Below are 22115 nucleotides of genomic sequence, written 5' to 3'. Positions count from 1 at the left end.
CATCTTTTCTATTCCAATGTGGGTTCGACTGCAACATGACAATCGCTAAAATGAATGCCCGTGATTTAATTATTGATTTGCTCTTGGGATTACAAGGTGGTGCGATTTCAATTAAGCAGATGATTGTGGCGGCTAGGTTATTCAGCATTAGTGAAAACAGCATTCGCGTGGCAGTGACCCGTTTATCCAGTGATGGTGTGATTGAAGCGATTGAACGTGGCGTGTATCAATTTACAGTGCAGTCGCATGAATGGGCCGATGTCATGTTAAATCGTAAACAAGGCATTAAACAGACCAAGCGCTGGAATCATCAATATCTGGCGGTATTTACCGGTGCCTTGGGGCGTGTTGATCGGACTGCCTTAAATCGGCGTGAAAGAGCACTCAAGCATTTTGGTTTTAAAGAACTGGAACAGGGAATCTATATTCGTCCGGATAATCTGGCGACGGGTTTTGATCAGCTTTGTGCAGAATTAAAAGCCTCAGGCTTAGAAGAGTGTGCAAAAATCTGTCAAATTAATCATTTTGATGCGACAACTTTGGCAAACTTGCCAAAACTCTGGGCAACCCAGACCTTAAATCAGAATTATGAAAAATACAGTCATATGATCCAGCAGTGGTTAGCCACAGTACCTAAACTTGCCTTGGACGATGCCGCTCGAGAGTCATTATTACTCGGGCGTCAAACCATTTCTTTATTGATGAATGATCCCTTATTGCCAGAAGATTTTGTAGATGTACAACTGCGCCAGCAATTTGCTGAAAGTGTACAGCAACTCGATCAGACCGGCTTAGAGGCGTGGCGTAAATTCTATGAAAGTCAGGAGGAGTAAATCCTGACTATAAATATTACAATTATTTTAATTTTAATTTATTGACAGAAATATTACTGAGTTTAAAATAAAAAGATAAATTGTGTAGTTTTATAATAATACAACACATTCAGGCAGGATAAAGAGATGAATACACGCGTAGCAATCAGTGACTTATTCAGTAGAGAGGAAATTACTGAGCTCACGGCTAAATCGGATATACAGGGCAGTTGGGCGGTGTTCTCGACCTGGGCTGTTATTGGTGGGACTTTTGCCGCCGTAGCAAGTTCATGGGAATATTTGCCTGCTTGGGGGAAATTACTGATGTGTATTGCAGCGCTGGTTATTTTGGCAGGGCGTCAACTGGCCCTGGCGATTATCATGCATGACGCATCGCATCAAAGCCTGTTTAAAACCAAATGGCTGAATGACACATTAACTGACTGGTTATGTGCGCGTCCGATCTGGAATGATTTACATAAATACCGTGCTCATCACATGCGCCATCACAGTAAAACCTCGACAGTGGATGATCCTGATCTATCACTGGTCACGGGTTTTCCCACCTCTAAGAAATCGTTGATGCGGAAATTCATGCGTGATTTAACCGGAGTGACCGGATTTAAGTTTGCAGTTGGTCGTGTGCTGATGGATATTGAAAAAATGGAGTGGACAGTTTCCAATGACCGTCGCTGGATTTCTCAGGAAGGCAAACACTGGACTGATTATCCCAAAGCCTTTTTAAAGAATAGTGGTGGAGCAATTGCAACCAATGCAGCGCTGTTTTCAGCATTATGGGCGGCAGGTCATCCTAAGCTTTATGCATTGTGGATCGTAGCCTATTTAACCCCATTTCCTTTATTCCTCAGAGTCCGTTCAATGGCAGAACATGCCGGCATGGAGACCAGTCACAGTGCCTTAACCAATACCCGCACCACCAAAGCGGGCTATTTGGCACGTGCCTTAGTTGCACCGATCAATGTGAACTATCATAAAGAACATCATTTGATGGCCGCGGTACCTTATTCTAAACTGCCCAAAATGCATCAGATGTTACGTGAACGTGGACATGTGGCTGAACCGCCAAGTTATTGGCAGGTATTAAATCAGCTTTCCAGTCAGGCAGATTAAATTACCGTGTCAAGCATGTCAGTTTAAATCAGGGATCAAACAACAGGAGCAAGGGAAGAACGCATGGCAGCAACAAAAGAGCAAATCATGGGATTTCTGGCACAAGAATTTCCGCAAGCGCTAATGAAAAGTACCATTGAGGAAATTACACCCAGAGGAGCACAGCTGCTTTATCGTGTTGATACAGGTGATTTACGGCCAGGTCAGACGGTTTCTGGGCCGACCTTAATGCTGGTTGCAGATTACGTGCTGTACATTGCCATTCTGGGACATTTAGGTTTGGTTGCGATGGCGGTCACCACCAATATGACCATTAACTTTTTTCGTAAGCCCAATGGTAATCGCGATATTCGGGCGGTCTGCAAATTGATAAAAGTGGGTAAAACCTTAGTTACAGGCGAAGTCTGGTTATATTCACTGGATGATGAGGAACCCGTCGCCCATGTGATTGGCACCTATGCACTGCCGCAAAAGTGATTGGTCTAAATCTACAGGTCGTAGCGATGAATCCGCTATTTCAACGGTTTGTGCGGTTGTATTGACTGTAAATCCGTTAAAAAAATTAATCTCGTCATAGGATCATGCGGCTCAATCAGGTGTGATCAATAGATAACAAAACTGATCTGGGATGAACGGGATGATCATTAAAAACGGTTTCATAGTTTTGGCCTTATGGGGATGTGCAGTCGCTACACAGGCCAAGCAAACAGTGTGTGTATTCGATCCTGTGGGTAAATCAGGTGATGCTTTTGCATTGGCAAAGGATTATGCGCTTGAAGCCAAGAAATGGGGAGCTGATATCGATTTGCGTGCTTATGTCGATGAACGTGTGGCTGCAGAAGATCTGAAGGTCGGGCAATGCGATGGAGCGATTATCAGTGGCTTACGTGGCCGACAGTTCAATAAATATGTCGGTTCTCTAGATGCAATTGGTGCACTGACCGATTTAAAAACGGCAATTTTAGCCTATCAGCTTTTGTCCAAACCACAAGCTGCAAAAAGCATGATCAATGGGCCTTATGAAATTGCCGGGCTTGGTACCATTGGGCCTGCCTATCTATTTGTTTCTGATCGTAGTATCAATACCCTAGCCAAGGCTGCCGGAAAGAAGGTTGGCGTATTTGCCTATGATGAGGCACAACCGAAGCTGGTGGCTCAGGTCGGTGCCCAAGCGGTTTCAGTTGATGTGACCAATGCCGGTGCCAAATTCAATAATCACCAGATTGATATCGTGCCTGCACCGATTGTGGCCTATAAGCCTTTTGAACTTTATAAAGGTTTAGGCGATAAAGGCGGCATCGTAAAATTTCCGCTCACGCAAATCTCGGCAAATTTTATTATTCGCAAGGACAAGTTTCCGGCAGGCTTTGGTCAAAAGTCACGAGAATGGGTGGCAGGTCAATTGGGCCGTACTTTTAATATTATCGCCAAATATGAAAAGGAAATTCCGGCCAAGTACTGGATGAATATTTCCCCTGAAGAGCAGGTGAATTATATGAAAATGATGCGTGAGGCACGTATTTCACTGACCAAGGCCGGGATTTATGATCCAAAAATGATGAGCTTCTTGAAGAAGGTTCGTTGCAAGCAAAATCCAAATAGTTTTGAATGCGCGCTCAATGATGAATAAATCATGAATTAAGCTTGTTAGAATCCTCTTTATTGATTGTAATTTAGAGGATTTTTTACTTTTTAATCAGGCCATATATTTTAAAAAACATAACAACAATGCTGTAGGCGAAACTGTCAGAACATGCTACAAATAAACCTGTCCAAATTTATTTGTACCCACGATTTTTAACTTATATGACGATACCGCCCGACTTGATACCTTTATCGCAAATTGAGTCAAATCAAGAACATATTTTAGCGATCAAGCGTAATGATTTAGTGCCTTTATTAAACGATCCACATCGTTTAAATCATTATGCAGATCATTTGGTACAAGCCCAGAGTGTTTTGCTCAATGGGGTTGATCCCAAACTGAATCAGCAATTGAGCGAAGTGATTAGCCAGATTATTCAGCAGCTTTCGCTTTCAAAAAAATATCTGGGTGGACGTCGCTTCAATGCATTGCAAAAATGGTTGGGGATTGATGTCGAATATGATGCGGGTCAAGTCAAATATGTCAAAGATTTAGATCGCCTGATCCATGAAGCCAATCATCTGAGTCAGCGCTTGCAGATAGAAATCCAGAAATCGCAGTCACGTTTGCAACAGGCATTGGGGTTGCGTGAGCAGATGGCTGCCTATATTCAGGCCGCGGATGAGTTTTTAAGAGAATATCCTCAATTTAGCAAACAGCAGGTGCTGGATCATTTTGTCGAGCGACTTTCAAAAAAAGTGAATACGCTACAAACTTTACAGAGCAGCAATGATATTGCGATGAAGCAGATGCAATTATCCCAGCATTTGTCGTTTAGTCTGTTAGACCGTTTTAAGGAAGCGCAACAGGTGCTAATTCCTGCATGGCAATATCATTTGAAGCAAAGTCGTGAGTCTGGCTCGTCGTCGACCATTGAGCAACTAGACAAGAGCCGAGAAAACCTGATTCAAAATTTGAAAAAATCATTACAGAAATAAGAGGGGAATACCATGTCAGATTCAGAACTTAGTAAAGTGTCTCAACAACTTGAACTCAAGCCTGAGCAACGTTTTGAGCAACTCAACCTGAAAGAGTTGGGTTTACAGCCACAAGACCTTGCCGAAGTGATGGATGCGCATAAAGAGTTGGCAGAGATGAGTCAGACTGTTGTGGCAGAGTATGGTAAAAATATTGCCAATAAGACCTCGACTTATACGGATGAGTTATTAAGTCTGGTGCAGAATAAAGATCTGGATAGCACAGGACAAAAACTCAATGAAGTGGTGCAGGTCGCCCAGCAGCTCAATACGTCTAGCATTCTGAATAAATCAAAGAGCTCGGGTTTTTTTGGCGGTTTACTGAGCAAGTTTAAAAGCGCCAAGCAAAATTTTGATCAGCACTTTAATACCACCAAAGAACAGATCGATGTTCTGGTTAAGGAAATTGAAAGCTCGCAATCTGGTTTGAAGGCACGGGTTGGTACGCTTGATAAAATGTTTGATGCCGTACAGGATGAGTATAAGCAATTGGGTGTGTATATCGCAGCAGGTCAATTGAAGCAACAGGATATCCAGCAGCAGATTTCAGCGTTGTCTTCTCAAGAGCAGGATCAGCAGACCACACAGCAGATTTATGACCTGAATCATTTGGCCAATAATCTGGAAAAGCGGGTCAGTGATTTACAGGTCTTACAACAGTCTGCCATGCAAACATTGCCCATGATCCGCATTATCCAGTCGAATAACCTGATGCTGGTCGATAAGTTCTATGCGATTAAAAATATCACTTTGCCAGCTTGGAAAAATCAGATTAGTCTGGCGATTTCATTACAGGAGCAAAAGAATAGCGTGCAGCTTGCCAAAGCCATTGATGACACCACCAATGAGTTATTACGTCGTAATGCAGAGTTACTTCATCAAAACTCGGTTGATACGGCTAAAGCCAATCAGCGCTCAGTGATTGATGTGGAAACCCTTGAACATGTTCAAAACACCCTCATTAAAACAGTAAATGATGTGATTCAAATCCAGAAAGAAGGCATGCAGAAACGTGCTGAAGCCACGACACGGTTACGGGCCTTGCAGGATAGTCTGAATCATCTGGTGCTGGAGAATAGCCAGCCACCTCAATCTTGATACGATTAATTTTTGAAGGAAAGATCATTGTCACCGATAGACGATTTGAGTGTACAGCCGCTTGACCAGCGTTTAGATGTGTTAAAAAAACGTCAGCGTCATTTAATGATCTGGTTTTTTCTGACCAGTACTTTAGCGGCGGTTACCATTGCCTCGCTATTTTTTCAGAAAGAATTGATCTATCGTTTCTTCGATCTTTCCATGCAGGTTCAGGTACTCGATTTGCCTTATCATGTCCAGGAGCTTATTCCTTTCAAGCAACCTGTCGATTATTTATTTAATTTATTGTCATGGGTAGGCTGGCTGTTCCTGAAAATCCTGGTTTCATTTGTTGGTGCTTTTTTTCTGGTGAGCTGGGCGAAAAAACTCAAGTTTTTTCAGCAGCGTTTTCAGGCCTGGACGCAACGCTTTCTGGCATGGATCATTGCATTTATCTTACTCTGGTCTGGTTTAAGTTACATTCAGTATGACTGGAAAGATGAAACCAAGCAGGCTTATCAGCAGTGGATGAGTTATCAAAATAATATTGTGGAAAGCCAGATTGCCCAGGATTTACAACAAGCCGAGATTTCTTCGACGGAAAAAGCTTATGTTCTGGCCCAAGTGGCTTTATTGCATCAACCTGTCGATCGTAAGACCGCGAATGTGTATGTAAACCAACTCATTGATGCTGAAAAGAATGATCCACTTTTGTTTAAGAAATACGATTTCAAGCCTGAGCAGTTGTGGGTGATGCAACAGCAACTTTACGGTAAAAGCATCACTGCACTTACACAACCGCTGGATTTACGTGCCCAGCAGGCAGAGCGTATTTCTCAGATTGTGAACCTCATTTTGTGGGGAATCGTTTTATTGATCTTGGCTTTAAGTGCCGTTTTATATTTGTTAGCCAAGAACTTGAAAAATCGTCGCAATCGAATTAGTCAAAAGCTTGAGTATTAATCTGTTTTTATGATCAGAACGCCTTACAGCGTACCGCATCGCGTTGACCTTTGTGCTTGCCCCTGTATGCTGTGCCGGTCGATTTGTTTTTGATAGATTTATTCGATTGAACTCATAAAAACATACTGTTTTACCTATTTATAGTTTTTGCGTAGTATAGCCTTATTGAATGAATTGACCGATTTAAAAGTCTTAGGGTTTGGAGAAATACATGTTAGATCAAAATATTAAAACTCAATTAAAAGCTTATTTAGAACGTTTAGAAAGTCCGATCGAACTGGTTGCTGCTTTAGATGACTCAAACAAAGCAGAGAAAATCAAAGAACTGGTGACTGAAATCGTGGAACTTTCTGACCAAGTTACGGCGCGTTTTGACGGTTCAAACGCTCGCCGTCCTAGCTTCGGTGTTGCCAAAGCAGGTGAACAACCGCGTGTGTTCTTTGCTGGCTTGCCGATGGGCCATGAGTTTACTTCTTTGATTCTGGCATTACTGCAAGTGTCTGGCTATGCGCCAAAAGTCTCTGATGAAGTCCTAGCTCAAATCAAAGGCCTCAACTTGACTGCAAACTTCGATGTATTTGTGTCACTAAGCTGCCACAACTGTCCAGATGTGGTGCAGGCACTTAACCTGATTGCAATCAACAACCCGAATACCACGGCAACCATGATTGATGGTGCTTTCTTCCAGGATGAAGTGGAAGAGCGCAAAATCTTAGCTGTACCTATGGTATTCCAGGACAATGAGCATATCGGTCAGGGTCGTATGACTCTGGAAGAAATCGTGGCCAAGTTAGATACCCATTCAGCTGAGAAAGATGCAGCGGCCATCAATGCCAAAGATGCATTTGATGTGTTGGTGATTGGTGGTGGTCCTGCCGGTGGTACTGCGGCAATCTATGCAGCGCGTAAAGGGATCAAGACCGGTATTGTGGCTGAACGCTTTGGCGGTCAGGTGATGGATACCATGGATATTGAAAACTTTACCACGGTGCAAAAAACTGTCGGTCCGAAGTTTGCTCAGGACATGGAAGCACATGTCCGTGAATACGGCGTGGATATCATGAACCTGCAACGTGTCAGCAAGATCACAGGCGCAGATCAAACCGCCAACGGTCTGGTTGAAGTTGAACTGGAAAATGGTGCCAAGCTTGAATCGAAAACCATCATTCTTTCAACCGGTGCACGCTGGAGAGAGATGAATGTGCCGGGTGAAGCCGAATACCGTACCCGTGGTGTGGCTTACTGCCCACACTGTGATGGGCCATTGTTCAAAGGCAAACGTGTTGCGGTGATTGGTGGTGGTAACTCGGGTGTAGAAGCAGCCATTGACCTTGCAGGCATTGTTGAGCATGTAACTCTGGTTGAATTTGATACCAAGCTTCGTGCCGACCAGGTGTTGCAAGACAAGTTAAACAGCTTGCCAAATACCACCGTGATCATGAATGCACTGAGTACAGAAGTGGTCGGTGATGGCGCTCAGGTGACGGCGTTGAAATATAAAGATCGCGCCACTGATGTAGAACATACGGTTGAGCTGGCAGGGATCTTTGTACAGATCGGCTTATTGCCAAATACCGACTTCCTGAAGAACAGTGCGGTTGAGTTGAGCAACCGTGGCGAGATCGTGATCAACGACCGTAACGAAACCAGTGTTAAAGGTGTATTTGCTGCCGGTGACTGTACGACTGTGCCGTACAAGCAAATTATCATTGCCACAGGTGAAGGTGCCAAGGCTTCACTCTCTGCCTTTGATTATATGATCCGTTCTGGCCTATAAATGAGCTGATCTAAAAAAGCCCCAAAAGTTTGGGGCTTTTTTTATGGTGTTTAGTTCTTCGGTTTATATAACCCATGATCAACCAGATGTTCACGTAAAATACGACGAAGTTCTAATACTGCTTCAGGGGTTTCCTGAATGGAGTGGCCACCTTTGAAAATCTTTTCAGACACAGCACCATCTAAATGTGCACTTTTATAAGGAACAATTCCATCGGTGATGACATTCGGATCATCACTCTTGGTAATGTTGCCCATAATGGAATGGAAAATCAGACCATTTTCCGGAGGAATGGTTGCCGTTAGTTCCATAAATTTGGATTTTTTGCTTAGATCACTTGGACCATTCTGGATCACGTCATTGGTCAAGGTTTTAACAAAGTCTTTAAGATCCATATCGTCACTGGTGAGTGTATCCGCCAAGGTGGTCAAGAACGTAGCAGGGAGCTTGATAATCTTGCGGGCTGCCAAGGTAAACCAGCGATCTGCATAATCTGTACCGCGATGCGGTGCTGCCAAGAAAATGGCACGATCAAAGTTTGCAATCGGCTCCATTTTCAATCGTTCACCAATCACAGGATGTTTGCGCAAACGTGCCTGTTGGCGGCTGTTCATCATAGTCAGTGCCTCTTTGGAAATATCCGCATTGCTCACTAAAAGCCGACTGATAATGCCGCCCATACTATGACCAATTAAAACTGCATCTTGAGCGGCGGCATCTTTTGGATTCAATGAAGCAAAGGCCTGTTTTAACACGGCATAGATTTGAAAGCGACTTTCCAGAATCGGCATATTGGTAGAGTAGAAGATTTGCCAAACCTGATAATGCTCACGTAAAACAGGATCACCCATAATATCGTTAGTGACCGCAATCCACGCTTCAGGACTACTGGCCAGACCATGTACCAGTACAATCACTTTCTTGTTCGGATTGTAAGGTTCAAGCATATATAAATGCGGCATGGTTAGATGCTGGTCGCGGTCAATTAATGTTAAATAAGCCGCAGTCCCTAAATTATTTTCAGCCAGCCAGAGACCATAAGGTGCCGAGAAATTGGCTGCCAGTGAATATTCTTTTCCAGCAATACTTACTTTCTCGACACTGTAGGGATCATAGACCTTGACTTCAAATTCTGGGCTATTCAGTACATCATCCACCGTTGCGGTAGCCTTTTTGGGTTGAGCAATAATGGTGGCAGCCAGATAACGCGCCTTATGGATGTTGGGATTAACCCCATTTGGATAGTTATAGGTTAAGGGATCAAGAATGTACTTATTTTCACCATGGGTAGCATTATCCGATGAGGGAAATACAGCGACGAAATCTGAACCGAAACCATCCCGACGGTTAATGGCTCTTAAGCCAGAAAAGTTCATGTTATAGCTAGAAATAAACTTCTCAAGCTGCATATTTTGCAAGCGTTGATAGGACTGTATATCAATAGTGTATGTGCTATTACCAATTTTAATCGTCGGCGTAATAGTTTTGGAGGGGTTTCTTAAACTATGGACATTGACCATTTTGGTTAAGGCCTGATTATAGAAGTCCCGAATTTGAACTTGTCTGTTATCAAAAATCCGTTCCTGCGGCTGGCGGGCGGTTTTAAATAAATAAGCATAACTATAACGAATGCTCTTATCGAGAGCTTCAAGCTCTTGATCCAGGCAGTGTTCATAGGTTTTCTGAATTGTTTTTTGTTCTTCTTCGCCTTTATGTTTGGTGAGTTTACTCACTTTGCACTCAGAGGAGTCGGAGAGACTCATTGCTTTGGAAAGATATAATTCGCTGGCAGTAGATAAAAGTTGTTCATCCTGAATCTGCGGAATTTTATGCAGATCTGCAATACATTCATTTGGGGTCTGCATGCAGACTTTTGCTTCTTTGCCAGACATTGACAGCACATTGAGGCTGGCTTCACTCAATTTTTTCTGGGTCAGAATACTATTACGCTCGTTCGCAATCGTCACATTGAGGTCTTGCTGTTTCAGGCTGACGACCTGGCAACCACTCATCACCATCGCACTGAGTAGACTGATCGCAAATAAACGTTGATTCGGGGTAAATGCTAGCTTCATAAATCAGCAAGTTGGCTGGGAGATTGTAGCTATAATACGAAAATCGAATGTTTTTTCAATCATCCATAAAAAAATAGACTGTACACGACAGTCTATTTTTCACTACAGAATGGGCTATTGATTAGTTCAATACTTGCCAAACATTCCAGCGTTTTCCAGATTCCACTTCCTTGATCAAACGATCCGTGACTTCAGCTTCATCTGGATAATTGATTTTATAGTTCTTTAAGGTTTGAAGTGCATTTTTCTTTTGCTCTAACCAGAGATAGTTGTTTGCAGCAGAAAGATAAGCTTCTTGAACACCGCCTTTCATGGCCTTATCTAAATAAGGAATCGCTTCACGTTGACCGCCACCTTCAGACAAGCCAAAACCGAACCAGAAGTTTGTTTCAGCATCATTCGGGTTCATTGCAAGAATACGTTGCGCGTAGTTCAATGATTTGGTGGTATACGCTGTACCCAGATCCATATTACGTGCCATCACACTTGCTTTAAATGCGCGTGTCAGGATATCGATAGATGCATTTGGCTTTTCTGCCAAAGCATCCAGTTTCTGGGTGGTTTCTTTTAACTTCGCTTCATAGCCTTTGCGTTCCTGGCGATCAGGGAAACGAGGTGGATAGTGACGTGCCTTACCTTCAACCAGTTGTAAGAAATCATCAATTTCTGTTACATCGATTTCATTTTCACCGGCAAGAACTGCATATTTTACATTGCGTTGTTTACTGTCGATGGTTGGAACGATCAGTTTATTGATGTCTAACGTGGTTGATTTTGACGGATCATTTTGTAATGACACCACCATTTTAGTCACCGGTTGAGCTGCTGCATCTTTCAGGGCAACTTCGAAGCTAGGTGGCGCATCATATTTGATTGGATTTAAAGCATAGAACGGCGCGGTCGGTTCTGGCTCTTTGAATACAAATGGCTCAGAAGCTTTATCTTTTTTGACTGGGGCGATGCCACAGGCGGTTAAAAAAGAAGTGGAAAGTACAAGTAATGCCAAAGGCTTAAAATTCATGCTTACATCCATTAATTTTAGTTAAATGAGAAGTAGATCGTTGGTTTCACCAGTCTAGGAAAAGCAAAACCAACTTGCAATGATAAGCTTGTTACATTTCTTATATATTTGCTTATGTTGCCGAAGTTTTGTTCTGTGCTTCACATTCACGTCTAACTTCTTCAATAATTTTAAGTTCTTCTTTGCTTAATGGCTGATTCTTAGAACTTTGCGGTGTGAAACTCGGATCCAGTTCCGACAGGCGCTGGCACAGCAGGTTCATGCGTTTCTCATTTTTTTGCATCCGATCGAGAAGGACACGAATGCCTTCTAAAATAGGATCGGATTGATCCTGAGTGGTTGCATAGGGCTGGAAGCCAATACTTTCCGCATAATCACGACGACTGATTTCATCCGGTTCCACTTGGGTTTTATCTTTGAAGATATAACGCGCCGGGTTACCTACAGCAGTTACATTTTCAGGGACTTCCTTGGTAACGACAGCATTTGAACCGACTTTTGCACCTTTATGCACGGTAAACGGACCTAGAATTTTTGCACCCGCGCCCACCACCACACCATCTTCCAGCGTCGGATGGCGTTTGCCTTTATTCCAGGTGGTACCGCCTAAAGTAACACCATGATAAAGCGTCACATCGTTGCCAATTTCTGCCGTTTCGCCAATGACCACACCCATGCCGTGATCGATAAAGAAACGTTTGCCAATTTTTGCACCCGGATGAATTTCAATACCTGTAGCAAAGCGACTAAATGAAGAAAGCAGGCGTGCCGTACCCTTATATTCTTTTTTCCACAATTCATGTGCCATACGATGCATGATCAGCGCATGGATACCTGGATAGGTGGTTAGCACTTCCAGCGTGTTTCGAGCCGCAGGATCACGTGCAAACACAGCCTCGATATCTTCTTTAAGCTGTTTAATCATTTGAACGATCCTCCATGTTTGTCTTTTTCCATGAACCATTGGCAAGTGCCTGAACGCGGCTGAAGATGCCGCGTAATAAATGATACTCCATACGATCTAATTGTATCCTTCCAAATAAACGACGCAAGCGTAATGGCAATAAACGCGGATTATTCGGGTCCAAAAACTCGATTTCAGTCAGCATTTTTTCCAGATGAGGATAGAACTCTTCCATCTGTTGCTGTGTCACCAGCGGTTCATCCCATTCCATGCTTTGCTGTTGTTTCAGTTGCATATGATCGTTTGGTGTATCTGTAACTTGAGTATTTTGTTCAAGTGCAGCCATTCTTAATTCATAACAGACCACCTGAATGGCTTGTGCAACATTCAGCACGCCATACTCAGGATTGACTGGAATGGTTAAGTGGTAATTGGCCAAGGCCAGTTCTTCATTGGTCAGGCCACGATCTTCACGACCAAACACGATGGCAATATGTTGTGCTTTGCTTGCCGCCTGTAAGGCTTCTTTTGCTGCAGGGCGAACATCGAGCAATGGCCATGGAATAGTGCGACTACGGGCACTGGTGCCGAATACAATATGACAATCCTGAATGGCCTGTTCTAAAGTCTCAACAATTTCAATCTGTTCAATCAAATCCTGTGCACCCGCTGCCAAAGCATCAATATCGGGATGTGGATAGGTTTTCGGTGCAACCAGTACCAGCTTGGACAGGCCCATGGTTTTCATTGCACGTAAAGCACTACCAATATTGGCGGGTAGGGTGGTATTGACCATGACAATACGGACATGATCCAAATGTTTGGACACGTTATTTGAGTCAAACTGGTTCATATAATATCCAGAATTAAGAGTATTGAGAGACTTCTGCCTGATAAAGATCAAGCGCTTCATCCATTGACATATTGTCAGGTGGCGGCGCGATATTTGCCACTTTCGGCGCTTCTGCAACTTTAGCCGCTTTAGACTTCACCTGATATTCGATCGCAATGGCTTCTTTGCCAAAATAATCACGCAGCTTGCTGAGCAACTCATCCAGTGGTGCAACTTTCCATTGTGGACCGAGGTGTAACTCGGCGGTTGCAAAACTTTGGTCCAGCTGGATGTGCAGACCAATATGCTGGCACATATCCACATTACAATAAGGTAAAAGAATGGCTTGTAAATCTTTCGCCAAAGTTTTGCTCATCAAGTCTTGTGTTAAGCGGACCTGAATGCTTTGGGCACGTTTCTGGCGAATTTCATTTAAACTGAATGCCTTACTTAACCGTGCCATTGGGCGGTCAAAACCTTCACGTTCGTAGATTTCACCTTCAATTACCACTACTTGTTCTAAGCGAACCACCTCTTTATAGCGCTGGAAGCGCTCATGGTTGCAACTGATTTCGACACGGGCCGTACCATCATCCAGTGTGATCATGATACGGTTTGGGAAGTTGGCAATATCAACCACTAAACCTGCAAAAACAGTAGTCACACCGCGACGGGTCGGGGTCAGTTCATTCAGTTTTGCTGAAATGAATGATTTCAATTCAGGGCGATAGACATCAATCGGGTGACCTGTGAGGTAGAGCCCCAGTGTGTCTTTTTCACCTTTTAGACGAACTTCATCAGACCACGGTTTCACGGGTTTGGCCGGTTTACGCTGAACTTCTTCGACTTCACCAAACAGGTCCATTATCCCAGTTTCACGGTTACTACGTGCTTGCTCGGCTGCTTGTACGGCTTCTGGCAATTGTGCCATCAAGCTGGAGCGTTCAATGCCGAGACAATCCAGCGCACCGGCACGAATCAGAGCTTCCAGAGTCCGTTTATTGATCTTCTTCAGATCAATACGATGACAGAAGTCGAATAAATCCTTATACGGACCTTCGTTGATGCGTGAGTCGATGACCGATTGCATGGCCTGCTCACCGACACCTTTAATGGCACCTAAACCATAAACGATAGTGGCTTCATCGCTGGCATGGAAATGATACAAAGACATATTCACTGAAGGTGGCAGTACTTCCAGTTTGTTATTACGGCAGTCATCAATCAGGAACACGATACTGTCGGTGTTCTGCATTTCCGAAGATAAAACCGCCGCCATAAACTCGGCTGGATAATGTGCTTTTAACCAGGCCGTGTGGTAGGCAACCAGGGCATAGGCTGCGGCGTGGGATTTGTTAAAACCATAACCTGCGAACTTTTCCATATAGTCAAAGATATGGTTGGCGGTTGCTTCATCAATATCTTTTTTCGCAGCACCTTCAATAAAGATCTGACGCTGTTTGACCATTTCTTCCGGTTTCTTTTTACCCATGGCACGACGAAGTAAGTCTGCGCCACCAAGGGTATAGCCCGCACAGAACTGTGCAGCCTGCATTACCTGTTCTTGGTAAACCATAATCCCGTAGGTTGGTTCCAGTACGCCTTCAAGTAGCGGATGAAGGTATTCAAATTCACCGCCATGCATACGATGGATAAAGTCAGGAATCAGGTCCATCGGACCCGGACGATACAAGGAAACGAAGGCAATAATTTCTTCAAATTTGCTTGGTCGTGCTTCCTTCAACATCTTTTTCATGCCGACGGATTCAAACTGGAATACCGCTGTGGTATTTGCTTCGGCAAACACCAGATAAGCATCTTTATCGTCTAAAGGGACATTGGAAATATTCAGTGGTGTCTCGGATTTGATCCGTTTATTGATATTCTGTACCGCATCTTCAATGACCGTCAGGTTACGTAAGCCCAAAAAGTCGAATTTAACCAGACCTGCGGCTTCAACATCGTCCTTATCATATTGTGCAACGCGGTTGGTCCCATCCGGATCACACAGCACCGCAGAATAATCGGTAATTTTACCCGGTGCAATGACCACGCCTCCGGCATGTTTACCGGTATTACGCGTAATCCCTTCCAGCTTGAGCGCCATTTCCCAGATTTCGGCAGCATCATCATTGTCTGGATTGGACGGGTTGGTGACGATGTCTTTGAGCTGCGGTTCCATATCAATCGCAGTGGCCAGATCAACACCCAGTGGCTTGGTCGGTACCATTTTGGAAATACGGTCAGCCAGACCATAAGATTTACCCAAGACACGTGCGACATCACGGATTGCACCTTTTGCCGCCATGGTACCGAAGGTGGCAATCTGTGAAACCGCTTGGCGACCATAATTTTGTGCTACGTATTCAATTACACGGTCACGGCCTGCGATACAGAAATCGACGTCGAAGTCGGGCATCGAGACACGTTCCGGGTTAAGGAAACGTTCGAACAGCAGGTCATAACGGAGTGGGTCAAGATCGGTAATTTTTAAGCTATACGCAACCAGTGAGCCTGCACCTGAACCACGGCCCGGACCGACAGGCACGCCATTATTTTTGGCCCATTGTATGAAGTCCATGACGATCAGGAAGTAACCCGGGAATCCCATCTTGAGAATAATGTCGACTTCATATTTGATTCGCTCATCATACGGTTTGCGAATCTCAGCCCAGTCTTCGTCACGTTCAGCAACTGGATAAAGTACATTTAAACGTTCTTCTAAACCTTCACGAGACAAATGCTCGAAATAGGTGTCGATGGTATAACCTTCTGGAATCGGGAAATCTGGTAAGAAATACGTACCAAGCTGTAAAGCAACATTACAACGTCTTGCAATATGGTAAGTATTTTCAATCGCACTCGGAATGTCTGAAAACAGCTCGGACATTTGTTCGCCCGTTTTAAAATATTGTTCAGGGCTATAGTTCTTCGGGCGTTTATCATCGCCAAGTACGTAACCGTCCGCAATACAGACACGCGCTTCATGCGCGTCAAAATCTATTTGCTCAACAAAGTGAACATCGTTATGGGCAACAACACCAATCTGATATTTAGCGGCTAGTTTTACTGCTTGCTGAATAAAATCTTCTTCACCGACACGTTCAGTACGGGTTAAGGCCAGATAGACGCGATTACCAAATTTCTCAATCCATGCTTCCAGTAAAGGTTCAGCTTTTTGTGGATTGGAAGAGCAGAGCATTTTACCCACATCGCTATGTTGACCCAGCATGACAATCAGGTCTTCAGCCTGTTCAAGTATCCACTCTTTTTGTACGCATGGAATACTTAACTGTTGGCCTTCGATAAAACCGCGAGACACGATTTCAGTCAGGTTGCGCCATCCGGTATTGGTCATGGCCAGCAGGGTGGCACGATGTTCGGCATCATTGAGGCGAATGACACTGCCTAAAACCGGTTTAATGCCTTTTTTTAGGCAGGCTTCGTAAAATTTTACTGCGGCATGCAGGTTGGATAAGTCTGTGAGTGCCAGCGCAGGCATCTCATCTTTTACGGCAGCCTTGACCAAATCAGGTATGCGAACAATCGATTCTGTAATCGAAAACTCTGTATGGATACCGAGATGAACAAACCGCATAGAAGGACTATCCTTTTTCAAACCAACGCATAGTTTAGCATGCAAACCGAAAATGACATGCTTAATATTTTGGCAAACCGTGTGTTTGCTTTGTTATTTTGCTCAAAAGTTAAAAATTAGTTTTTGATTTCCTTACATATATCAATATCGTTTTACATCATTGGTTTTATCGCTAGAATGTGATCGCATAAAAATATAGCAATATGAGTTAGATAATGAGATTTAAAAATATTGTGCTTGCAATATTGTTGACCAGCAGTTGGGTGAATTTATCTTATGCCGATGACGCGCCAGCCCGACAAGCTTTAATGGTACAGGCTCAATCCGGTGATATGAATGCGCAATATGAACTGGCCAAAGCTTACTATTTTGGTGAAGGCTTAGAGTGGAATTATGGTGAAGCCCTGACTTGGTTTAAACGAGCTGCTGCACAAGGAAATGCGGATGCAATGTACCAGGTCGGTTATATGTATGATCTGGGAGAGGGCATTGAAGAAGATAACCTGACTGCCATGAAATGGTATGCCCAAGCTGCAGAAAAAGGGCAATTACGAGCACAATATAGTTTGGGTTATCTTTATCTTTCTGATGAAGACGGGGTGGTAACCAACCTTAAAAAGGGCGTGGAATGGATTACGCGAGCTGCAGATGCCGGATTTGATGTGGCTCAGACGACGTTAGGGCGTATGTATGAGGCAGGGCTGAAAGGTCTGCCGCAAGATCTTGGGAAGGCAAGACACTATTTACAGTTGGCTGCCCAGCAAGGTGATGCTACAGCAATGAATGCCTTGGCCTTTTTTTATATTGAAGGGACGGGAGGTGTCGAGAAAGATAATAAAGAGGCTTTTCGGTTATTTACCCAGGCTTCCGAGGCATCCGGTCTTGCTTCTTTTAGTGCAGGACTGATGCATGAGTATGGTGAAGGAACCATTAAAAACTATAAAAAGGCAGCCGAGTTTTATGAACGTGCCTTAGAGCAGGATAATGAGGATGGCTGGCAGGGACTTGCGCGTCTATACAAAACTGGTGGTTTTGGTCTGGCCAAAAACCTAAAAAAATCGCAAGAATATGAAAGGATATGGCGGGAAGCTCAAAGCGAGAACAATGCATCGGAATAAATATAAAAAAATCCCCCTTTATTGAGAGGGGGATTTTTTTATTAACGCATTTTTGCCAGGAAGCGACCGAGGCGATTGATTGCTTCACGCAGCTCATTTTCTGCAGGCAGGAATACCACACGGAAGTGATCAGGTGTTGGCCAGTTAAAGCCAGTGCCTTGTACCAATAATACTTTTTCAGCTTTTAGCAGATCCAGCATCAGTTTCTCGTCATCTTCAACTGGATAAACCGCTGGATCAAGTTTAGGGAAGCAGTACATTGCGCCATCAGGCTTCACACAGCTGAGGCCGGGAATTTCATTCAGCATTTCCCAGGCAATATTACGCTGTTCATATAAACGTCCACCCGGGCGAATCAAGTCATTAATCGACTGATAACCGCCTAAGGCTGTTTGAATTGCATATTGCGCTTGGTGGTTGGCACATAAGCGCATTGAAGCCAGCATATCCAGACCTTCGATATAGTCTGCAGCACGTGCTTTATTACCTGTAATTGCCATCCAACCTGCGCGATAACCGGCAATCCGGTAGGCTTTTGACAAGCCATTGAATGAAATACACAACTGGTCGCCAGCCAATGCTGCGACAGAGACATGTTCAATGCCGTCATACACAATTTTGTCGTAGATTTCGTCAGCAAATAAAATCAGGTCGTGCTTTTTCGCCAATGCAACAATTTGCTCTAACACATGGCGTGGATAAACCGAACCGGTCGGGTTGTTCGGGTTGATAATCACGATACCACGGGTATTTGGCGTGATTTTACTTTCCATGTCTGCAATATCTGGATACCAGTAGTTCTCCGAATCACATTTATAATGAACTGCGGTACCGCCAGACAGATTTACCGCTGCCGTCCATAACGGATAGTCGGGCATCGGTACCAGCATTTCATCGCCATCATCCAGCAGACCTTGCATGGCCATCACGATCAGTTCAGACACGCCGTTGCCGACATAGACATCATTCACATGCATATCGAAGATGCCTTTCTGCTGGTAATACTGGCAGATGGCTTTACGTGCAGGGAAGATCCCCTTTGAATCGGTGTAGCCAATCGCATTCGGCAGGTTTAAAGCGACATCATTAATAATTTCTTGAGGGGCTTCAAAGCCAAACGGGGCAGGGTTACCGATATTCAGTTTGATAATCTTGTGTCCTTGCTCCTCCATTTCATTGGCGGCTCGTAGTACAGGTCCACGGATGTCATAACAAACATGCTCAAGCTTAGATGATTTTTTAATTTCTCGGCTTGATGGATGAGACTGGGGAACAACTGTACTTTTAGACATAGCAGGATTCACTTTTGCATATCGGTATAAATAACTTTTAAAGGTTTCCACTGTGACCAGATTGAGATCATGCTGATCTCTCAGCAATTCAACAATCTTTTCATGGGTAAAACCTGATTGTTGATATTGTCTGATGGTTGGCAATAAGTTCTGGAACACCACACTTTTTTTCTGAGACATTTCTTGTCCTATACAACCGTGCGAAACAAGAATATCACTATATTTGCTCACGCAAAAGACAATATTGTTAAAATTTGCTTCCTTTTAATATTTAAATTGCTTTCTTTTTGCTATTTTTAGGTTTAGATGCTTAAACTTCAACAAATTATACGATCTGAGACTAGAGTTTTTTTTGCGAATGGCGTAAATATAAAATCTGATCATCAAGATATTTTTAACATCAGAATAAAAGGTGCAGGTTATGGGAAAAGTGAATAAAACAGACCGAGAATGGCAAAGAGAGTTATCCGCAGAGGAATATCGCATCACCCGTCAAAAAGGCACTGAACCCGCATTTACAGGACAATATTGGAATAACAAGCAACATGGTACCTATGTGTGTCGTTGTTGTGGTGCGGAATTGTTTTCTTCCGATACAAAATACGATAGCGGCTGTGGTTGGCCAAGCTTCTTTAAGCCGATTGATAGTGTTGCAATAGAAGAACATGAAGATTTATCGCATGGTATGGTCAGAACAGAAATTGTCTGCCATGATTGCGATGCACATTTGGGCCATGTGTTTGAGGATGGCCCACAGCCGACAGGACTGCGTTATTGCGTGAATTCGGCATCATTACAACTTAAAACAGATGAGAAGAATGACGAGGAAACTTATCCATGAGTAACATTTATCAGTTTGAAGCTGAGTTGTTAGAGGGAGAAACAAAAGCGCTCGCTGATTATAAAGGCAAGGTCATGCTGATTGTAAATACTGCAAGTAAATGTGGCTTTACCCCGCAGTTTGCCGGATTAGAAAAACTTTATGAAAAATATAAATCTCAGGGACTTGAAGTATTAGGATTTCCTTGTAATCAGTTTGGAGGACAGGACCCGGGGACCAATAAAGAAATCGGGACCTTTTGCCAGCGTAATTATGGCGTCAGTTTTCCCATGTTTGCCAAGGTAGATGTCAAAGGGCCTGAAGCACATGTGATATTCCGTTATTTAACCCGTGAAGCAAAAGGACTTTTGGGTAGTCGGAATATCAAATGGAATTTCACCAAGTTTCTGGTTGGCCGTAATGGTGAGGTGTTGGAGCGTTATGCGCCAACCACTAAACCAGAGGCCTTAGAAGCAGATATTGAAAAAGCTTTAGCGCAGAAATAATCGGGATACAGGTTAAAGGTATAAGTCATTTTGAACTCAAGCGTTGAGTTTTGGAGCCATCCGGACATGCCGTACGTTGAAACACGTAGGGCATGTCAAAGCCGGATCTGTTATAAATCGCATAGCCATCCTACCTTTTCAATCGGGGCTGTTGATGCGGGGCAGAGCCATTTTTCCAGCTCCTTTGCTTCTGAACAGTTGATTCAGGCAGGTAGCATTGTGGTTATTCCAGCCCATGTGGAGCATGCCTGTAACCCTTTACCGCAACACGCCTGGAGTTACCAGATGATGCATCTTGATGCAACATGGTTGGCTGGGCTGCTTGATGAGCTTCAACAGGAAATGGATCTGCATTTGGATTTAAACACGTCCTATGTGCCGCAATTAAGACCTACAATTCTCCATGACCTCCATCTTTACACTGCATTTACTGCATTAAATCAGGTGTTGTTTGATCCTCAGATTTCACGCTTAGAAAAAGAACAATATTTGATTAACACCTTAACTGAAATGTTAATACCGAATTTTCATTGGGAAAATATTGGGGCGGCAGGTTATTTCCAGCCGTATTTACCGCGCTTAATTGAATGTCTGAATAGCAGTATGGATGATTTGTCGCTACAGCAACTTGCTGATGAATTACAGATGAGCCGTTATGCGCTAATTCGGCTCTTTAAGCATTATTTGGGTTTAACGCCACATGCCTATCAATTAAATCAAAAGGTGAATCAGGCACGCTTACGCTTGCGTCAGGGCTGTGATCTGGCTCAACTGGCGCATGAGTTGGAGTTTACTGACCAAAGCCATTTTCATCGTGTATTTAAACAATATACAGGTGTCACCCCAAAACAATATGCTAAAAAATCTTAGCTCCCGCAATTTTATACAAGAATAAAGGTTTAAGCTTTTTTAAGCTGGCTCTCCTTCATCTGGAGAGAAGGTATGGAGCTTTTTTTAACGATTGTTGTGACGCATTTTATTGCTTTGCTGACGCCTGGGGCTGATTTCTTTTTAATTTTAAAAACACTGATGCAAAGCAAAATAAAGGCAGCGCGATTGACGTGTATGGGAATTGCATTAGGCAATGCCATCATTCTGCTGATGATTTATTGCAGTCTGTTTCTGTTGGGTAAGGTCAATACCGAACTACTGGTCGCGATGAAATGGTTAGGTGTGCTTTATTTTGCCTATCTGGCGGTTCAATGTTTTCGCGCTGCACGTGCTGCACAGATACTCAGCAACACTGAACCGGAATATGATGCTGGCCCACCAGATCAAGCACCGTTCAGGCACTTTTTACTGGGTTTGGGTTCGAGTCTACTCAATCCCAAGAACCTGATGTTTTATTCGGTGTTGGTGATCCTGATCTATCCTCAATACAATGTAATGCAAAATATTCTGGTCTGTGGCTGGATGGTGAGTGTAGTGCTGTTGTGGAATCTGGCGATGGTGAAATTGATGAGCGCAACCATGTATCTGTCATGGTTAAAGCAGCAGATGCATTATTTATATTATCTGGCGGGCGGCAGTTTTATCTTTTTTATGCTGGCACTAATATTATCCTGAA

General features: G+C 43.6%; 19 protein-coding genes. 13 read left to right on the top strand and 6 right to left on the bottom strand.

The genetic code is table 11. The features are described from left to right. Positions 1-35: 35 nt before the first annotated feature. The 8 genes from ACNQO6_RS00650 (at position 36) to ahpF (ending at position 8382) form a co-directional block, all read left to right on the top strand. Positions 36-833, top strand: coding sequence for a PaaX family transcriptional regulator (locus tag ACNQO6_RS00650; protein ID WP_343579664.1), 798 nt, complete (start codon positions 36-38; stop codon positions 831-833). Positions 834-959: 126 nt separating this feature from the next. Next, complete coding sequence (locus tag ACNQO6_RS00645) at positions 960-1943, top strand: fatty acid desaturase family protein (protein WP_440207804.1); 984 nt, start codon at positions 960-962, stop codon at positions 1941-1943. Between the two features lie 63 nt (positions 1944-2006). After that, positions 2007-2420 (top strand): PaaI family thioesterase, encoded by a 414-nt coding sequence (locus ACNQO6_RS00640; protein ID WP_440207803.1) that lies wholly within the window; start codon positions 2007-2009, stop codon positions 2418-2420. 160 nt (positions 2421-2580) lie between these two features. Beyond that, positions 2581-3573: a putative solute-binding protein gene (locus ACNQO6_RS00635; RefSeq protein WP_440207802.1), complete on the top strand. Its 993-nt coding sequence runs from the start codon at positions 2581-2583 to the stop codon at positions 3571-3573. A 176-nt stretch (positions 3574-3749) separates the two neighbouring features. Next, a complete protein-coding gene (locus ACNQO6_RS00630) occupies positions 3750-4526 on the top strand; it encodes a tellurium resistance protein (protein WP_343579667.1) in 777 nt (258 codons plus the stop codon). A gap of 12 nt (positions 4527-4538) precedes the next feature. Beyond that, entirely contained in the window at positions 4539-5663 is a 1125-nt protein-coding gene (locus ACNQO6_RS00625; RefSeq protein ID WP_440207801.1) for a toxic anion resistance protein, read from the top strand. A 27-nt stretch (positions 5664-5690) separates the two neighbouring features. Next, a complete protein-coding gene (locus ACNQO6_RS00620; RefSeq protein WP_440207800.1) occupies positions 5691-6605 on the top strand; it encodes a hypothetical protein in 915 nt (304 codons plus the stop codon). A 211-nt stretch (positions 6606-6816) separates the two neighbouring features. Beyond that, entirely contained in the window at positions 6817-8382 is a 1566-nt protein-coding gene (gene ahpF, locus ACNQO6_RS00615; RefSeq protein ID WP_440207799.1) for an alkyl hydroperoxide reductase subunit F, read from the top strand. 50 nt (positions 8383-8432) lie between these two features. Here the strand turns inward: ahpF and ACNQO6_RS00610 are convergent, their stop codons facing one another. From ACNQO6_RS00610 to dnaE, 5 genes are all read right to left on the bottom strand, one after another. Next, entirely contained in the window at positions 8433-10457 is a 2025-nt protein-coding gene (locus ACNQO6_RS00610) for an esterase/lipase family protein (protein ID WP_440207798.1), read from the bottom strand. A 121-nt stretch (positions 10458-10578) separates the two neighbouring features. Further along, positions 10579-11478 (bottom strand): ABUW_2363 family tetratricopeptide repeat lipoprotein, encoded by a 900-nt coding sequence (locus ACNQO6_RS00605; protein ID WP_440207797.1) that lies wholly within the window; start codon positions 11476-11478, stop codon positions 10579-10581. 112 nt (positions 11479-11590) lie between these two features. Further along, positions 11591-12403: a serine O-acetyltransferase gene (gene cysE, locus ACNQO6_RS00600; protein WP_440207796.1), complete on the bottom strand. Its 813-nt coding sequence runs from the start codon at positions 12401-12403 to the stop codon at positions 11591-11593. After that, positions 12396-13235, bottom strand: coding sequence for an RNA methyltransferase (locus tag ACNQO6_RS00595; protein WP_440207795.1), 840 nt, complete (start codon positions 13233-13235; stop codon positions 12396-12398). Before ACNQO6_RS00595 ends, cysE begins: the two co-directional genes overlap by 8 nt. Before the next feature lie 13 nt (positions 13236-13248). Further along, positions 13249-16812: a DNA polymerase III subunit alpha gene (gene dnaE / locus ACNQO6_RS00590; RefSeq protein WP_440207794.1), complete on the bottom strand. Its 3564-nt coding sequence runs from the start codon at positions 16810-16812 to the stop codon at positions 13249-13251. A 215-nt stretch (positions 16813-17027) separates the two neighbouring features. On the opposite strand from dnaE, the gene ACNQO6_RS00585 reads away from it, so the two are divergent. Continuing rightward, the gene (locus ACNQO6_RS00585; protein ID WP_440207793.1) at positions 17028-17930 is read left to right on the top strand and encodes a sel1 repeat family protein; all 903 of its coding nucleotides are present in this window, start codon (positions 17028-17030) and stop codon (positions 17928-17930) included. Positions 17931-17971: 41 nt separating this feature from the next. Here ACNQO6_RS00585 and ACNQO6_RS00580 read toward each other — a convergent pair whose 3' ends face one another. Beyond that, the gene (locus tag ACNQO6_RS00580; RefSeq protein ID WP_440207792.1) at positions 17972-19402 is read right to left on the bottom strand and encodes a pyridoxal phosphate-dependent aminotransferase; all 1431 of its coding nucleotides are present in this window, start codon (positions 19400-19402) and stop codon (positions 17972-17974) included. A 241-nt stretch (positions 19403-19643) separates the two neighbouring features. Here ACNQO6_RS00580 and msrB point away from each other — a divergent pair, with 241 nt between their 5' ends. From msrB to ACNQO6_RS00560, 4 genes are all read left to right on the top strand, one after another. Continuing rightward, complete coding sequence (msrB, locus tag ACNQO6_RS00575) at positions 19644-20063, top strand: peptide-methionine (R)-S-oxide reductase MsrB (RefSeq protein ID WP_004771736.1); 420 nt, start codon at positions 19644-19646, stop codon at positions 20061-20063. Continuing rightward, on the top strand, positions 20060-20548 hold the full coding sequence (locus tag ACNQO6_RS00570) for a glutathione peroxidase (RefSeq protein WP_005229853.1): 489 nt from the start codon (positions 20060-20062) through the stop codon (positions 20546-20548). Before msrB ends, ACNQO6_RS00570 begins: the two co-directional genes overlap by 4 nt. 66 nt (positions 20549-20614) lie before the next feature. After that, entirely contained in the window at positions 20615-21418 is an 804-nt protein-coding gene (locus tag ACNQO6_RS00565; RefSeq protein WP_440207791.1) for an AraC family transcriptional regulator, read from the top strand. A 72-nt stretch (positions 21419-21490) separates the two neighbouring features. After that, positions 21491-22114 carry a LysE family translocator gene (locus tag ACNQO6_RS00560; protein WP_440207790.1) on the top strand — a complete coding sequence of 208 codons (624 nt, stop codon included), beginning with the start codon at positions 21491-21493 and terminating at the stop codon, positions 22112-22114. Position 22115 lies beyond the last annotated feature (1 nt).

The sequence above is a fragment of the Acinetobacter calcoaceticus genome, from assembly GCF_051947995.1.
In the GTDB taxonomy this organism is placed as follows: Bacteria; Pseudomonadota; Gammaproteobacteria; order Pseudomonadales; family Moraxellaceae; genus Acinetobacter.
Note: the sequence above shows the minus strand (reverse complement) of the source record. Positions and strands in the feature narration are given on the sequence as shown.

What these genes read in the sequence shown, in the direction of transcription:
- ACNQO6_RS00595 (WP_440207795.1), bottom strand. Translation starts at nt 13,235, where the DNA reads ATGAACCAGTTTGACTCAAATAACGTGTCCAAACATTTGGATCATGTC.
- ACNQO6_RS00645 (WP_440207804.1), top strand. Translation starts at nt 960, where the DNA reads ATGAATACACGCGTAGCAATCAGTGACTTATTCAGTAGAGAGGAAATT.
- dnaE (WP_440207794.1), bottom strand. Translation starts at nt 16,812, where the DNA reads ATGCGGTTTGTTCATCTCGGTATCCATACAGAGTTTTCGATTACAGAA.
- ACNQO6_RS00640 (WP_440207803.1), top strand. Translation starts at nt 2,007, where the DNA reads ATGGCAGCAACAAAAGAGCAAATCATGGGATTTCTGGCACAAGAATTT.
- ACNQO6_RS00570 (WP_005229853.1), top strand. Translation starts at nt 20,060, where the DNA reads ATGAGTAACATTTATCAGTTTGAAGCTGAGTTGTTAGAGGGAGAAACA.
- cysE (WP_440207796.1), bottom strand. Translation starts at nt 12,403, where the DNA reads ATGATTAAACAGCTTAAAGAAGATATCGAGGCTGTGTTTGCACGTGAT.
- ahpF (WP_440207799.1), top strand. Translation starts at nt 6,817, where the DNA reads ATGTTAGATCAAAATATTAAAACTCAATTAAAAGCTTATTTAGAACGT.
- ACNQO6_RS00605 (WP_440207797.1), bottom strand. Translation starts at nt 11,478, where the DNA reads ATGAATTTTAAGCCTTTGGCATTACTTGTACTTTCCACTTCTTTTTTA.
- msrB (WP_004771736.1), top strand. Translation starts at nt 19,644, where the DNA reads ATGGGAAAAGTGAATAAAACAGACCGAGAATGGCAAAGAGAGTTATCC.
- ACNQO6_RS00585 (WP_440207793.1), top strand. Translation starts at nt 17,028, where the DNA reads ATGAGATTTAAAAATATTGTGCTTGCAATATTGTTGACCAGCAGTTGG.
- ACNQO6_RS00580 (WP_440207792.1), bottom strand. Translation starts at nt 19,402, where the DNA reads ATGTCTCAGAAAAAAAGTGTGGTGTTCCAGAACTTATTGCCAACCATC.
- ACNQO6_RS00560 (WP_440207790.1), top strand. Translation starts at nt 21,491, where the DNA reads ATGGAGCTTTTTTTAACGATTGTTGTGACGCATTTTATTGCTTTGCTG.
- ACNQO6_RS00630 (WP_343579667.1), top strand. Translation starts at nt 3,750, where the DNA reads ATGACGATACCGCCCGACTTGATACCTTTATCGCAAATTGAGTCAAAT.
- ACNQO6_RS00625 (WP_440207801.1), top strand. Translation starts at nt 4,539, where the DNA reads ATGTCAGATTCAGAACTTAGTAAAGTGTCTCAACAACTTGAACTCAAG.
- ACNQO6_RS00610 (WP_440207798.1), bottom strand. Translation starts at nt 10,457, where the DNA reads ATGAAGCTAGCATTTACCCCGAATCAACGTTTATTTGCGATCAGTCTA.
- ACNQO6_RS00565 (WP_440207791.1), top strand. Translation starts at nt 20,615, where the DNA reads ATGCCGTACGTTGAAACACGTAGGGCATGTCAAAGCCGGATCTGTTAT.
- ACNQO6_RS00650 (WP_343579664.1), top strand. Translation starts at nt 36, where the DNA reads ATGACAATCGCTAAAATGAATGCCCGTGATTTAATTATTGATTTGCTC.
- ACNQO6_RS00635 (WP_440207802.1), top strand. Translation starts at nt 2,581, where the DNA reads ATGATCATTAAAAACGGTTTCATAGTTTTGGCCTTATGGGGATGTGCA.